At 38.1% G+C, this 14407-nt stretch carries 10 protein-coding genes and 2 CRISPR repeat arrays (1 of these 12 only partly in view); all 10 genes read right to left on the reverse strand.

Annotation, left to right across the window (positions count from 1 at the left end; all coding sequences use genetic code 11):
- Window positions 1-35: a CRISPR direct-repeat array (repeat unit 29 nt; unit sequence GTCTCAATTCCTTATAGGTAAGGTATAAC); it begins 576 nt to the left of the window's first position.
- A gap of 397 nt (window positions 36-432) precedes the next feature.
- Window positions 433-693: a CRISPR-associated endonuclease Cas2 gene (cas2, locus tag FZ952_RS00315; RefSeq protein WP_148880170.1), complete on the reverse strand. Its 261-nt coding sequence runs from the start codon at window positions 691-693 to the stop codon at window positions 433-435.
- A complete protein-coding gene (locus FZ952_RS00320; protein ID WP_148880171.1) occupies window positions 694-2169 on the reverse strand; it encodes a hypothetical protein in 1476 nt (491 codons plus the stop codon).
- A gap of 87 nt (window positions 2170-2256) precedes the next feature.
- Window positions 2257-4840: a CRISPR direct-repeat array (repeat unit 29 nt; unit sequence GTCTCAATTCCTTATAGGTAAGGTATAAC).
- A 164-nt stretch (window positions 4841-5004) separates the two neighbouring features.
- A complete protein-coding gene (gene cas1, locus FZ952_RS00325) occupies window positions 5005-6975 on the reverse strand; it encodes a CRISPR-associated endonuclease Cas1 (RefSeq protein ID WP_148880172.1) in 1971 nt (656 codons plus the stop codon).
- Entirely contained in the window at window positions 6926-7438 is a 513-nt protein-coding gene (locus FZ952_RS00330; RefSeq protein WP_148880173.1) for a hypothetical protein, read from the reverse strand. Before FZ952_RS00330 ends, cas1 begins: the two co-directional genes overlap by 50 nt.
- Entirely contained in the window at window positions 7439-9583 is a 2145-nt protein-coding gene (locus FZ952_RS00335; RefSeq protein ID WP_148880174.1) for a hypothetical protein, read from the reverse strand.
- A 14-nt stretch (window positions 9584-9597) separates the two neighbouring features.
- The gene (gene cmr6, locus FZ952_RS00340; protein WP_148880175.1) at window positions 9598-10401 is read right to left on the reverse strand and encodes a type III-B CRISPR module RAMP protein Cmr6; all 804 of its coding nucleotides are present in this window, start codon (window positions 10399-10401) and stop codon (window positions 9598-9600) included.
- 2 nt (window positions 10402-10403) lie between these two features.
- Complete coding sequence (locus FZ952_RS00345) at window positions 10404-10817, reverse strand: hypothetical protein (protein WP_262366305.1); 414 nt, start codon at window positions 10815-10817, stop codon at window positions 10404-10406.
- A complete protein-coding gene (locus tag FZ952_RS00350; protein WP_148880177.1) occupies window positions 10810-11511 on the reverse strand; it encodes an RAMP superfamily CRISPR-associated protein in 702 nt (233 codons plus the stop codon). Before FZ952_RS00350 ends, FZ952_RS00345 begins: the two co-directional genes overlap by 8 nt.
- A 3-nt stretch (window positions 11512-11514) precedes the next feature.
- Complete coding sequence (locus FZ952_RS00355) at window positions 11515-12798, reverse strand: hypothetical protein (RefSeq protein ID WP_148880178.1); 1284 nt, start codon at window positions 12796-12798, stop codon at window positions 11515-11517.
- On the reverse strand, window positions 12798-14405 hold the full coding sequence (cas10, locus tag FZ952_RS00360; protein WP_148880179.1) for a type III-B CRISPR-associated protein Cas10/Cmr2: 1608 nt from the start codon (window positions 14403-14405) through the stop codon (window positions 12798-12800). Before cas10 ends, FZ952_RS00355 begins: the two co-directional genes overlap by 1 nt.
- Window positions 14406-14407: the final 2 nt, after the last annotated feature.

Consider the following 14407-nt stretch of genomic DNA (forward strand, 5'->3'; position numbering starts at 1 on the left):
GTAAAAGTCTCAATTCCTTATAGGTAAGGTATAACAACAGCATTTTCGCTGTTTCTAGATTGATTGTATCAAAAAACAGGGCTTTTTTCAAGATTTCAATGAAAAAAGTCGGTCGATCTTTTTGTACCCATCGCTCCTAAACCGCTTGGTTGACAGCCTTTGAAAAAGAGACAAAAATTCGAAAAGATCGACCGACTTTTTGAAAGACAAAATCAGAAAAATCGAGAGTGGGACAGAAATCGGTAATTCGTTAGAATTCGATTTCGTCGTCCCACCTCCGCACAGTTGAGTAGGGCTGTAAAAGCTGATGAAATCAGCGTAGTAGAGCCCACTCAACCACTGCGTCTTGCTCGACAATCCAAAGACAATTGAGAGGCTAGGACTTTTGTCCCAGACTCGATTGATTGACTGACTATGATACCACTTTAATCCCTAAAGAATAAAGTCGTTGGATTCTACCATGCCGATTTGAATCTTCTTGGTGTATTTTGGAGATTCCAACTGATAAATCTGTACAGAATCTGTCTGAGGTTCTATAATGTTGGCTAATTCCTTTTGTAAAGCGCTCAGCTTTGCTGGAGTAATATGCCCTTCAAAGACCGACTTTTGCACATGAACCAAGTATTTCCGACAGGTCTTTAAAACCTTGGCCACGCGTTTGCGATGCACATCATATGTCAAGATAATATACATTTATTTTCTCTTTTTGAAATAGAAGAAACAAACTGTCGAAAGAAGAATGAGCAAAGTAAGCCAAGATGAATACGCCAGACTCAGATTACATATTGTCAAACAATTATCCTGCAGTTCTTTGATATTCGGAACAATTGCTAAAGCTAGACTTAAAACAGTCAGCACTAATACTCTGTCATTCAATTTATTACTTGCTTCCGTCTGACTGATATCATGCAGTTCACTGATTTGACTATCTAGGAGATTGATATGCTTCTCGATATAGAGTGAGGTTTGTAGCAATTCGTAGATTTCCACTGCTTGCTCCTGCGGGCACAGCTCTGGAAGCAAAAATTGATTTTTAAAGGTCGTGTAAGCCTTCTGCAGCTTCAGTTTATCAGAAACTGTAGCATTGACCTTATCCCCCGCATCCTTGGAATACTTCAAAATACCAATCCTCTGACTGAGCGTAATCAAAGCCAAGTCCAGATATTCCGTCAAAAAGTAGCCTTTGAGGAAAAATTCTGGAAAATCAGAACCACTCATAAAAATCATGGAATGCTGGCTGGCCATATAAAGGCTTCCCTCAGCTGACCACCTCGTATAGAGAAGCTTCTCTAGCTCTGCCTTCAGCATATCTCGACTCAGACATGTTGAATCTCCCTTATCAACGTATAAAATACTAAAAAGAAGCTTCATCTCCTCTAAACTATGCTTCGAATCATCAAAATTCGCCCAATTCGCCGTTTTATAAATCAACTCCTCTACTTCAGGAACCATCATGTAGCTCACCACATACATGCGGTCATCAATGATGATTTCCAAGTGAGGCTTAGACTCAAACTGTGAGATTTCTTCCGGAAATATCGCTTCCTCAGGCAAGCCAAAGAAATCCTGTAAGATTTCTTTCGGAGCCGACATGATCCCATAGGAAGAAATCAAGCCAGATGGCTGTGGAGCCTCATTAACTTTTTCACTCTTAATCAACTCAATATTATTTGGTGAGACTAAATCACGCAGCAATGGAGTCAAGAAAGGAGCATAGAGATGACGACCATACTGGTTGATGTTTTTAATATCTTCCAATTTATCTTTGCAACGATTTTCCATTGAAAAAATCAGGAAACCTGCTTCTAAATTTGGAAAATAACGAAGCATGATATAGTCAAGCGTTAGGTCATAACACTCAAGTTTGTCGATTTGATTATAATAAGAAATCCGATACACATCACCTTTTTCTAAGCCAGTATAAGCATAGTTTGTGACCAGCTCAGGATTGCGGAAAATCAGCTCCTCTGCTTCTTTATTTAAATATCGGCGATAAGCGTACTTTAAACGCTCGCTTTTTTCACCAGCTTCTACATTCAGATAGGGAAGTTCATTGACATCTTGGCTGAGTTCCTCCCAATTGGAAGACTTCGGAAAAGACTCCAGCCCCTTGGCCGCAAAGGGCAAAACAAAGATATGGTGACTATATACAGATTGACTCTCAGACATAAACAACCTCCGATTCAAATATCTCTCCAAGAAAGCACTTTCAATATACCACAAAAAACTTGCTTCCGCAAGTTTTTTCAGTTGAAGCAACCAATTCCTTATAGGTAAGGTATAACCTACGAGTACGAAAACGGCACTTACTACAACATCACGTCTCAATTCCTTATAGGTAAGGTATAACTGATAAGAGATGAATCATTGCGACGGCAAAACGTTGCATTCCTTAGGGTCTCAATTCCTTATAGGTAAGGTATAACGCAAAAGATCCAAGAAAGGACCCAGCTAATCAGGGCAAAGCGTCTCAATTCCTTATAGGTAAGGTATAACCGGGTGATGCTAAGACTATTAGTCCTCGACAAATTGAGGTCTCAATTCCTTATAGGTAAGGTATAACAACGGAAAAAAAAACAGCCGCTGCCGTTTATTATAAGCTACACAATCCTCAATTCCTTATAGGTAAGGTATAACATCACTGCTAATTCATACAAGGATATAGTAGAAGCTTCAAAAGAGTCTCAATTCCTTATAGGTAAGGTATAACCAGGTCAACAGCCAGATCAGCCAAACCCTGGTCAGAAGCCAGGTCGTCTCAATTCCTTATAGGTAAGGTATAACCAGCAAAAGCTAAATTGCCAGATACTGGTACAAGAGAGTCTCAATTCCTTATAGGTAAGGTATAACGAGCCTTTCCCTTTAGTTGCCACTTCCATCGGGTGTGGGCTAGGTCTCAATTCCTTATAGGTAAGGTATAACTCCCGCAAGATGGAATGGAAAAATAGTCCTGAAGCTTCCGTCGTGAGTCTCAATTCCTTATAGGTAAGGTATAACTCTTGCTAATGGTACTGGTACTTCTTCTGCTGTTCGTAAGTCTCAATTCCTTATAGGTAAGGTATAACATTTAAGTTTACTCACCCTTACAATAGCGTTGACGTCTTTCTAACCAGTCTCAATTCCTTATAGGTAAGGTATAACATAGCCAACCTTTATACTAAAGGAGAAGGTGAAGGGTCTACTTCGCCGAAAGAGTCTCAATTCCTTATAGGTAAGGTATAACTGGATGCTGAAGTGTCTCAGGATGATAAAAACCATCCTCTGCTTAGTCTCAATTCCTTATAGGTAAGGTATAACCGGAGCTTGCTTCTCAAGGATTTAATGTCAAGTTCGTCTCAATTCCTTATAGGTAAGGTATAACTTTTTCTATGAAGGGCTTCCTCGGCACTGATGAGCAACTTCTGTCTCAATTCCTTATAGGTAAGGTATAACAAAAACATCTCCACTTGCGAAAAAATACCAATGACACCAAAAAAAGTCTCAATTCCTTATAGGTAAGGTATAACTCTCTAGACCTAGGTGGATCGATTATGAACTAGTTGAAAAGTCTCAATTCCTTATAGGTAAGGTATAACCCCAAGCATCGACGGGACTTACGCTTTTATAAGCGAAAAGTCTCGAGAGTCTCAATTCCTTATAGGTAAGGTATAACTTTAATTGCAGAGTTAAACCAAAGATGTTTTATACCGACATTTATATGTCTCAATTCCTTATAGGTAAGGTATAACAAATTATTTACTTCTAATCAATGATTTAGATCGCAGAAGTCTTATTTGTCTCAATTCCTTATAGGTAAGGTATAACACAAAAGTCTCTCCAACCGATGTAATCACTCTCAATCCCGGGGAGAAGTCTCAATTCCTTATAGGTAAGGTATAACTAAAATTTTAGGTGCCATTACAGAAGTTTTAAATAAATTGTCTCAATTCCTTATAGGTAAGGTATAACGCGATAAGGTTAAAAAAAGATTGCGCATTTTAAAAGTTTCACACATATTCTTAAGGTCTCAATTCCTTATAGGTAAGGTATAACGATAGGCCTTCTATTCAATGGACTGTTGAATTTCTAGCGGATGCTGGTAGTCTCAATTCCTTATAGGTAAGGTATAACATAACAAGTCTGAAGCTGAAAAGGCTGCTCACGCAGAGCGTCTCAATTCCTTATAGGTAAGGTATAACAGAAGAATAATGGCAAAGATTTTTTCATTTGACGCTGAAACGTCTCAATTCCTTATAGGTAAGGTATAACTGACCGATCTCACTCAGCTGAAGTTTGATATCGTGTTTACGACTTACTTGTCTCAATTCCTTATAGGTAAGGTATAACAGCGAACCAGAAGTTCCACCGGTTACAGAACCCGATCTTTCTAGTGTAAATCTTATGTCTCAATTCCTTATAGGTAAGGTATAACCACCAAAATCAAGAAAGCAGGCAACAAAAACAATCATCGAATTCATGTCTCAATTCCTTATAGGTAAGGTATAACAAAAAAGTAGCTTGGGTAAATGCGCCAGAATTTACAAAGTCTCAATTCCTTATAGGTAAGGTATAACACTACGGAGTAAGTAAAGATGGTTCACGAACTATGCTCGTATGTCTCAATTCCTTATAGGTAAGGTATAACCTAGCAAAGCTGACCGTGTCAATGCTATCTTGAATGGCCTAGAGTCTCAATTCCTTATAGGTAAGGTATAACAATACTAGGAATAAACGAAAAAGACGAAGAAGCTTTAATATGTCTCAATTCCTTATAGGTAAGGTATAACAATTACCACCAAATGAAAGCCAAAGGTGACTGTTTGGATTCATAAGTCTCAATTCCTTATAGGTAAGGTATAACAACAGTATTTTCGCTGTTTCTAGATTGATTGTATCAAAAAATAGGGCTTTTTTCAAGATTTCAATGAAAAAAGTCGGTCGATCTTTTTGTACCCATCGCTCATAAACCGCTTGGTTGACAGCTTTTGAAAAGGAGGCAAAAAATCGAAAAGATCGACCGACTTTTTAATAGTATTTGTAGGGTTTAAAGCGTTTTAAGTCCCCATCCTTCTGCAAGATTCTCTTAAACTGACGAATATCGTGCTGAATAAGCTGGGCATAGGTATAGGTTGAACGCCCCATGACCAGCCTAGTCTGTAGCTTTTCCTCAAAACTTCGCAAGACGATATATTTCCCTTCACGATTCAGATAAACCGATCCGTCTTCCCTTTCTTCAAAATGGTCTGTAGCATTGATTTGATGTTTATTGATCAAGCTCAAAATCACTCGATCCACGATAACTGGCTTCATATAATCCGCAAAATCCAGATGCAAACTATAAGGACGATTATTTGAAGCATGCAGCACTCCGATTTTAGGATCTAGTCTAGCCTGCCAGATCAGGCGCAGAACACGACTATACAAAATCGTATTGCAAAAGCTAATCAAAGCATTTAGTGGATCTCGGGGTGGCCGCTTAGTTCGCTTAACAAAAGAAAAACCACTTTGATTCAAAATCTCATTAAACATCGGATAGTATATCTGCTTGACCCGTGCCTCTAAAAGCATCAAATCATCGACCGACTTTTTGCGATGAACTTCCTTAATCGCCATCGTCAAGTCTTTCTCAATCTCAAAAAGAAGCTTATTGGACTTATATCTTTTAAGATAATAGCGACAGTTTGCCCGCAAATTATGAAAATGCGATAATTCAAACTGCTTGGACAACAGCAAACGCTTTTCCTCGTCCAGATACACTTGGCACTGCTTCAATAAAAGCGGAGCTGGACTCTTCATGGTCTCAGGAATAAAGTAGGCTTGGATATTGCCAAAGTCATTATGAACTACCAAAGGGATCCTCTTTTGAGCCAAAAGCTTGAGCGTCCGCGGTGCAATAATGACATCCGAATAAATATCAATCTGCTCCACTGCCTCTATCGGCAAATGATACCGATGTTCTTCATTTTCAAAGAGTAGCGAATAATCCTTTTGATTTAAAATGCCACCTTCAACTATATGATACTGACGATTGACAAAATTTAGCTGACTAGGATGCCAACCAGAATAATAACTGAGAGGAGTATACTGATGCTTCTGGCAAATTACCTCTCCTTCCCTGAGGAGAAAATCATAACCTAAGACCCTGCGATTCATAGAAGCAAAGACACCGCTCTTTTTCTGATTGATTTCCAAAGCGAAATCGCGTACCAAAACTTCCGTCGCCTCTTTGTAAATAGCCTGAGCCTCACTCCTATTTTTGCAATAAATGTAGATATTATCAGCATATCGAAGCCAATTCCAACCCTTACTCTCTAAAAATTGATCGAAATCCCTCAGATATAGATTGCTTAAAACAGGACTGATCGCACTCCCCTGAATTAAGCCGATTGTATTCTCATGTACTTGCCCTTGATACGAAACACTTGCATACAGGTAAGCAGTTAGCAAATCAAGCACCCTGCGATCTTCCAATATCCCGCCTAGCTGCTCTTGAAGTTTTTCAAGGTCAATCTGATCAAAATAATGATGGAGATCAATTTCAACAAGGTGATGAAGATTTTGGCTTAGAAATTGTTGCACGCAAGAAACAGCAGCCAGCACGCCCTTATTTTCCTGATAAGCAAAACAATGTTCTAAAAAGCTATCATTAAGGTAGCGATTTAGCTTTTGTTCCAACAACCTCAAGATGAAGCGGTCTACTGTCCCAAATGAAGAAATTTTTCTTTTACCACCTGACTTTTTAATAAAGTCTGTTTGGTAAATCAAACTCGGCCGATACTTTCCCTGCTCTATTACCTTCCGAATACTCTCTGAGTTCATCGACCAATAATCTGCTAATTCGCTCAAAAGCACACCATCACTACCTACTCTATTTGGCTTACCTGATAGATGCAAGAGTGCTTCTCTTTGATTTCTTTTCGAAAATAGCTCTTCTAACGAAAACATCTCACTCACCAAGCAGTCTTTGGATGATACGACTTGATAGTCTGACATCATCTAGCGCATTATGCAGCCTTCCTTCGAAATGCGAGACTAAATCCAGTCGGTTTCCAATGGGTTCAAATCCTCTTGCGTACAAAAGACTGGCAACATCAATAATAGGGAAAGGAGCCAAAAATGCTCTATTTTTCCTATCCTTTTCTACTATCTTATGGAAAAGCCGACTCTCTACAGGAAAGGGTACATCTGCAAAGCAACGCGCGGAAGTCCGATAAGTACACCAGAGCTGCCAGACCTCTTCCAAAAGTTCCTCTTCTGTAGCAAAGACTTGGTAAGCTCCGATGTAGGGAATGACATGTTCCAGTACCCAGGCTTCTTTGGTCTCCGCGATCTGCTTAGGTATACCACCGTAAAAAGTGGCTACTTCCGTTCCATCTAGTTTTGTGACTATGACAGCCATCGTCAGCAGAGGACCATAAAGACCATCCACTTCAGCATCTACAATAAAACGATACTCCATTTAATATCTCCATCTCTGAGAAAAAGACCAAAGCTTATCAGTAATAGCCTCCGACTTTTGATCAAGATTGTCAAAAAATCCCGTCCATTCTCTCAGCAATTCTTGCGTTTCTGAAAAATCAACATCATTTTTGCCAGTATAGCCCGTCACCATTGTTTCCAATTGATGAAGGGTAGCTTTTAATTTTTCGTAAGTATTAGATTTTTTCCCTTGCAACTTCTCGCAGCTAATTTTAGCTGCATAGATTGGAATGGAGCGTAGTTTTAACGTGAAACTATCTTGGTTTCTCATACATACTTTAATAGCCTTATCATAGCAATTCAGGCTGTCTTCCATTTGTCCCTCAAAGCGATAATAATTAGCAAAATTCCAATAGACTATCTCCATAGGATGGTAGAAAATTTTCTCCGTATTGACTAACTTTGTTAACTTATTTCGCTTGTAAAATGAAAAGAACTCTTGATAGATTGGATGTTTGACAAAGGCAGTATAAAGTAGTTTAGCAAAGTCTATATCCTGCTGATAAGCCTCAGTCATGATTAAAGAGTAATACATGGCATAGAACTGTTGACTAATGGTTGTCTCTTGTCGCTCAACCCTATCCCAAAAATCTTGAATCACAACCTCATCTATCTCACTATCCATCTGATGCTCATAGTCAATCGCTAAAATCAACCAATGAAGCGCAGCTTTAGCATCCTTCCTCAGAAGTTCAATTCTGCTACGATATTGCCGATGACGCTCCAACTCTCCAGGAAAACTCGGATACTGCTGCAAGCCATCATCAGATAAACGGATGATACTCTCTAATTTAAAATCTTCCTGCTGGGCTTGAAATAAGAGACTATAGATTTCCATACAGAGAACATCCCCATAGTATTCGGACTTCAAGGATTGAAAATAATTTGAAATTGAATCATAAGTTAACAATAGATCTAGCAGGTCTTCAAAAATAGCTCGGAGATCTGCCATTAATTGAGAAGCTTTTTTATACTGACCACTGTCAATGTAAAATACAGCGAGTTTTTCCTTGATTCGATAGAGGCTAAAAAGATTTTCTAAGCTATTTTCAGAAATCTTTACCAATTCTAAACTTTGAGAAATGACTTGACCTGCTTGACAAGAACGGCCAGAACGCAGGTAGACATCGCTTAGTTGCAGGAATACTTCAAAAGCAAACAACTCATATGGATACTTTTTATCTCTCAAAAGTGGCAGTAGTTGATCACAAATCTCTGTAAATATCTCAATAGATTTCTCATAATCATCCTGTCTCGCTGTATAAGCTAAAATCTCCGAAGCAAACTGTTTTAATTGCGACTTCAACACTCTGTAACTCAGATACTCCATTCGATCGACAATCAGATGTAAATATGTTCCCTTGGTCTTTATAGTTTGAGATGTATAGTATTCCATCAGAGCTTCTGATACATCATTTTGAGTAAGCAAATATCGGATGCGACTATCTGAGGATAACGTTAACAGAGAAAATACATAAGAATCCTCAAATAAATTGCGCAAGACTGCTCTCTGATCCCGAAAGACTGGAAGGTCTCGCAAATACATCCGCCGAATATTCGAAGCAAAATCCGCCAAAATTAACCTTTGTGATTCCGTCGCTTTTTTCAACTGAAATTGAACATCTGTCCCAGAACGATAGCTGACTTCACTTGTTTTTAAACTCGTTGTAAAGGCACGCTTATATTCAGACTCCTGAATATGAACAAACTCCTCTATGCCTTTTCGAGCTACACGACTGGCAATGATAATATCCAATCTGATATCACCATATTTTGCCTCCAATAGCTGCGTGAGTTGCATGAGACCCTCGGATAAGATTTGTAAATACAGTTGTCGATTATCCCCATTTCCCTGCCACTCAATATTTTCAAAAAAGATATAACGCGCATCCGTCTGATTTTTAAATTCAATCAATTTAGGAATAACATATTGCTTTTTCTGATTTGGGGTCATATTCATCGCATGATTTAATGAGTCATCATTAAGAATGCTAGAAAAGTTAAAGTTTTTAATAGCAGCCTTTTCAACTAGCACACCACCGAGAAAAGAGTAAATTTCCTCTCTTTGAGACTCAGAATCTGCAAATTTCCCACTTTCATCTAGCCACAACTCAAATTGTTTCATAAAAGCTTCCTCTGCTACTCTAACTGTCCGAAACCAACATTTGTTTTAGCACCAATGCCTACATCAGTTAAGATGGTTTTAAATAACTCTATTTTTTCTTTAACCGTAATTTGAACTCCATCTGAAAGCTGACACTCTTTCAGATAAAAGCCAAATTCAAAAGAGACTCCTGGCTTAACCTTCAGACAGTTGATTGGAATAGGATTCTTGATGATGTCACTATGAGGCGTAATAAACTCCAATGCTAGGCACTGTTGCTTAGAGGTTGGACAGGGATAAGCATCTAAAAAGACATCATTATCTTCAAAAATATTATCTTTCAAGCCATAAACTTCTTCATCAGAAAGTACTGGCTTAAGAAGTGACTTAATATATTCCATCTTTTGCTGATTAATATCATCTTTGGTATCTTCTTTCGTAGGAAAGACGCTTTTCAATACCCCTTTGACAGAGGAGCCAGGTATATAGGGCAGTCCCGTTACATAATCAAATGAAAAGCCAGAATAAATAGAACCCTTTGATTTCAAATCATGGGGATTGCCAGTTCCTATCATGAGGCCAGGATAAATAGTTTCCAAAGAAAAGGTTTGGAAACTTGCTACACCTTTTGAAGCATTTTTTAAATGCTCCAAAGGCGATAGAGAAAGGTCAAATTTAAAATCCTGCAAAGCCATATTTCTCTCACCAAATTGCTCTTCACTAGATTTTTTTTGCCTACCCAGTTCATAAACTAGACCTGATGGTTCTTTCCGCTCTTTTAAACCTTCAAAATATTCATGATAGTAGATATAAGACATGTTTTTTGAATTAAACATCATCCTTACCCTCCATTTTTCTCGTCTTCCTTGACTTTTTTATCCTTTGACTCAATTTCAAACAAATTTAACCCTAGTTTGATTGCGATTGCTGCATGCAGTACATCTTCTTTAATAGCGAAACTCTCATTATCATTTTTGAACGATGTCACATACTCAAACAAGGTGTCTACCGTAATAGCTGTATTTTCTCCCTTCAAAACTTCCAAAATCATAACAGGGAGCTTGGTGCGATCTTCTTTGGCATTTTTTGATGCAGCCGAATAATAGGCGACTGCGGCTGGGAGACTTCCCATAGTAACCGCGGCTCCAAAAGAAGCGATATATCCTCGAAACTCATTTGGAATTGGCTCCGAAAGCTTATTTTTAATCACCTCAACAGCAATAGGAAGCAACCGATTAATTCTGTTCTTATCCATTGTTGACTCCTTCTTCATTTTCTGAAATCACTTTAATAACCTTGCAAAGTCCATAACCTACGGAAGCATTTGCACCAAACTGGATGATTTTTTCTCTCACCGACTCTGTAAACACATCTAAAAGGTCATCTGCCTCACTGGTTGATGCCACCACTGCAAAATAGAAAATCGATTTGTGGGGCACAACTTCCTCATACCACAAATTAGTTTGTACTCCGACACTATTCCGAGCAATTACTGGTAATCCATATTTTTCAAAGCAAGAATTATCTTCGTCCAGAGTTATCTTCTCATCTCCGCCATTTATTTCTGCTATTGAAACATTTTCTAATTGAAAATTTTTAAGCGTTTGCTTGAAATCTTCACAGGCTGTTTTCGGAGCATGTATTGAATAGGGCTTATCCCCACCACTTATTGAACGAATTGGCAGGGCTAGTAGATTCGCACTAAGAAATTTTAGTGCTCCTGAAGTAGTAACCTTACTATTTTCCGAACCGAATATTTCATTAATCTTCGATAACTTATTTTCTTCAAAGAAGGACCTCAGAGCACCTTTAACGCCTGAGGAGTTAATCGTCGGAAATCCCGTCACAACATCGCGCTCCACTTCGTTATCAATGATGTTAAAATTTACATCCCCATTGCCTACATGCAAGTTTGTTATACATTCAATGACAAAAATTTTTGCTTTCATTTTTTACTCCTTACTTCCTTCAATTTTGCAAATAACATTATAGCCTGCTGCTTCTATGCCAGATTTTAACGGAATTTTATCATCACCATAAAAGACACTGCCCGCCTTGTATAGAAGGTGATGACCTTGCAGACTGAGACCTTTCAGACGATTTTTACTAAGGTCTGTATGAAGCTGGCGAACTAGTTTTTCCTCTAAAATCGCAAAGCCCTTAACATCATCTAACAAGCACACATCTGATAGGCAGTATTGCCAAGTCTGACCTTGTGGAGTATGCTTCTGGAAATGCTTTGTGATTTCACTTTCTAAATTATTCTCATTATTTTCAGATTTTTGAACAGAAACCTTGAAAAGGGTGCCTTTCTGTCCCATAGGAACGATACCATCTTTTAATACAATACCATCCTTAACCTTTACATAGACAGCAAATTCGTAGTCCTTCTGTAGCTGATGTACCTCTCGCTTAAATAGACGGTCAGCATCAAAATTTTGTGATAATTTTTCCAATTTTTCTTGAAAGTGATTTTTTTCCCCTTTGTTGTGCTTTTCTAACAAATCCATAAAATTAGTTATAAACTCGGTTAAACTAAGATTGCTGTTCCTATCTAAATTAGAAACCTTTTGTTTCATAGCGTTATTCACAAATGACTCACATAAATCTCGAATATTTATCTTCAGGTTCTGCAGATCCTTCTGCGTAACACGCCTTACACCAGTCGCTACCTTAGTCATAAAAATATCTTCGATTGCTTCTAGGCAGCCTGTCTTAATATTATAATAGCCATTTCCATACCCTTCTTTAGGATTATATTCCTTAGATTTAGGAAGAGAGATCTCACCAAAACTAGTCGATACTTTAATTTCTTCTAGTATCATTGGTGCAAACTGTTCAATCCCCTCTTTCACCTGCTTGTTGTTAAACGGATTTGGTATGATAATTTCCTCACTATTTTTTAGCAGAAAGATGGGAGAGATTTTTTCTAATTTTCCGAAATGTTGTACACTTCCATTTAGAGAAAAGCTCTTCTCTCCGATTAGTTTTTTCATCTTATTCCGCGTAACGTCATCATACCGAAAATCCTGCTTCAGCTGAATCCCATTACTGACTAAGATAAGATAGCGTATCATCCCAAAGACTGTGGACTGCTCAGGAACGCGATTAGTACGGATAAAATAGGGGGCATATTCATCATTCGAATAGTTATTTCTACTGACAAAACTAAAGTGTCTGTCTGAACCAAAAGAATAATCTCCCAGCGGTTTAAAAGTCACAAGATATTCTGTCATCACTTGCCTCCCTGCCAAAACTTCACCAAAAATAAAATAGCCTGTAACTCTTTAGTATAGAATTCCCCTATACTTATGTTTCGTTTTGTACAAACCCCATCAACCTTTACTTTCGTATCTGGCTTATGATACTCTTTCAAATAGTTGTCATAGAAAAATTTAGCTATTTCGTCAAGATAACTATGATAAGACAACTGGTTTGGATTGTTAAAATTATTTAAAAATCTGGTTTTATATTCTTGAAGGTCAAATGCATTCTGTGCAGTCTTCTCAAACAACAGTTTAAAAACTATTTCTGTATCTTGCAGATTATAGAGAACCGATTCCAGTGCTTGAGCTTTCATAGCTGCTCGATATGTTATCAATGTATCAATGGCCTCCAACTTCTCGTTTTCTACCATCAATTGAACAGTTTTCCCACTGTGCTTGACTAACTCTATCCCCAGACGATTACCGCAGCTTTCTTTAGCCTTATAAAGTTGAACTCTAGCTCTTTCCAGTGCTTCATATAGAGGATATTTTACATACTGAACAGCAACACCAAAGGACAAGCTGACATTGATTTCAACATCTGACAGAATTTCTTTCAGGCCTTTTTTCAAGGTATTTTTAAACGTTTCGTCCAATTCACGACATAAGGAAAAAAGAGAGTAAACAGGAGCGATAAACAGTAAATCATCCCCTCCAGCATAAATCGTCATCCCCCCATAATTTCCGACAAGCTCAGCCGCTTCACCAGCATAGTCTAAACAAGCCTTCGAAAAACTATTTATCCTATCAGACTGTTGGGAGATTTCTACATCTTTACATAAAGCTTTCAAAAGAGTTCCGACCTTATCTCCATCCGAATTAACGACTGCGTAGTATTCGCTTCTGATCGGTGCTACCTCACCATCAAGAGCCTCTTCAGAAGAGCTTTCCTCTTTCTTTCGAGATAGAGCAATGTCTTCAATTGATTTTAAATCAGAATCACGATCTGGATGTTTTATAACCAACTGACTATTTGGTTTGGTATCTGTAAATAGCTTACTTTCTTTAATATAGATATTCCGATTGCCTTTCTTGCCTGCAAAGAACGAAGCAAATAGATTCTTATCTGTTCTTCCCTTACCCGCAGCCATCAGCTCCAGTGCATCCAAAGCATCATTCAGTATAATAGCTATATTGTTTCCATCCTCACCTTCTTTTTCTCTTTTTTCTATAATTCCATTCATGGTTTTTTCATCAAGAATAACAAAATCAATTCTCAGATAATTGTTAATAAAATTCTCAATCTGCCCTGAATTAAACACTCCGAATTTCCCAGCCATTTCCTTCTTCACTGCTGAAATTATATCCTGTAATTGTTCCTTAGTTACCCCACTATCAACATCTAAAAACAAAATCCGATCATGGTAACGACCAATACCATCTTCTTGTGGGTCTTGTTTACTATTAGAGTCATAAAACGGTGAAAAAATCCTAACCTCTGGAATCTCAACAAGTTTTTCACAGAGCTTCTTTGTCACCGTTGAGAAAAAATAACTGCCAAACCACAAACCTGCCGGAGAGATCGCCTCTCCAATAGTTTTAAAAATCGGACCGATTGTAATACCTACGTATTTCATTT

It is taken from the genome of Streptococcus sp. Marseille-P7376, assembly GCF_902460385.1.
Classification (GTDB): domain Bacteria; phylum Bacillota; class Bacilli; order Lactobacillales; family Streptococcaceae; genus Streptococcus; species Streptococcus sinensis.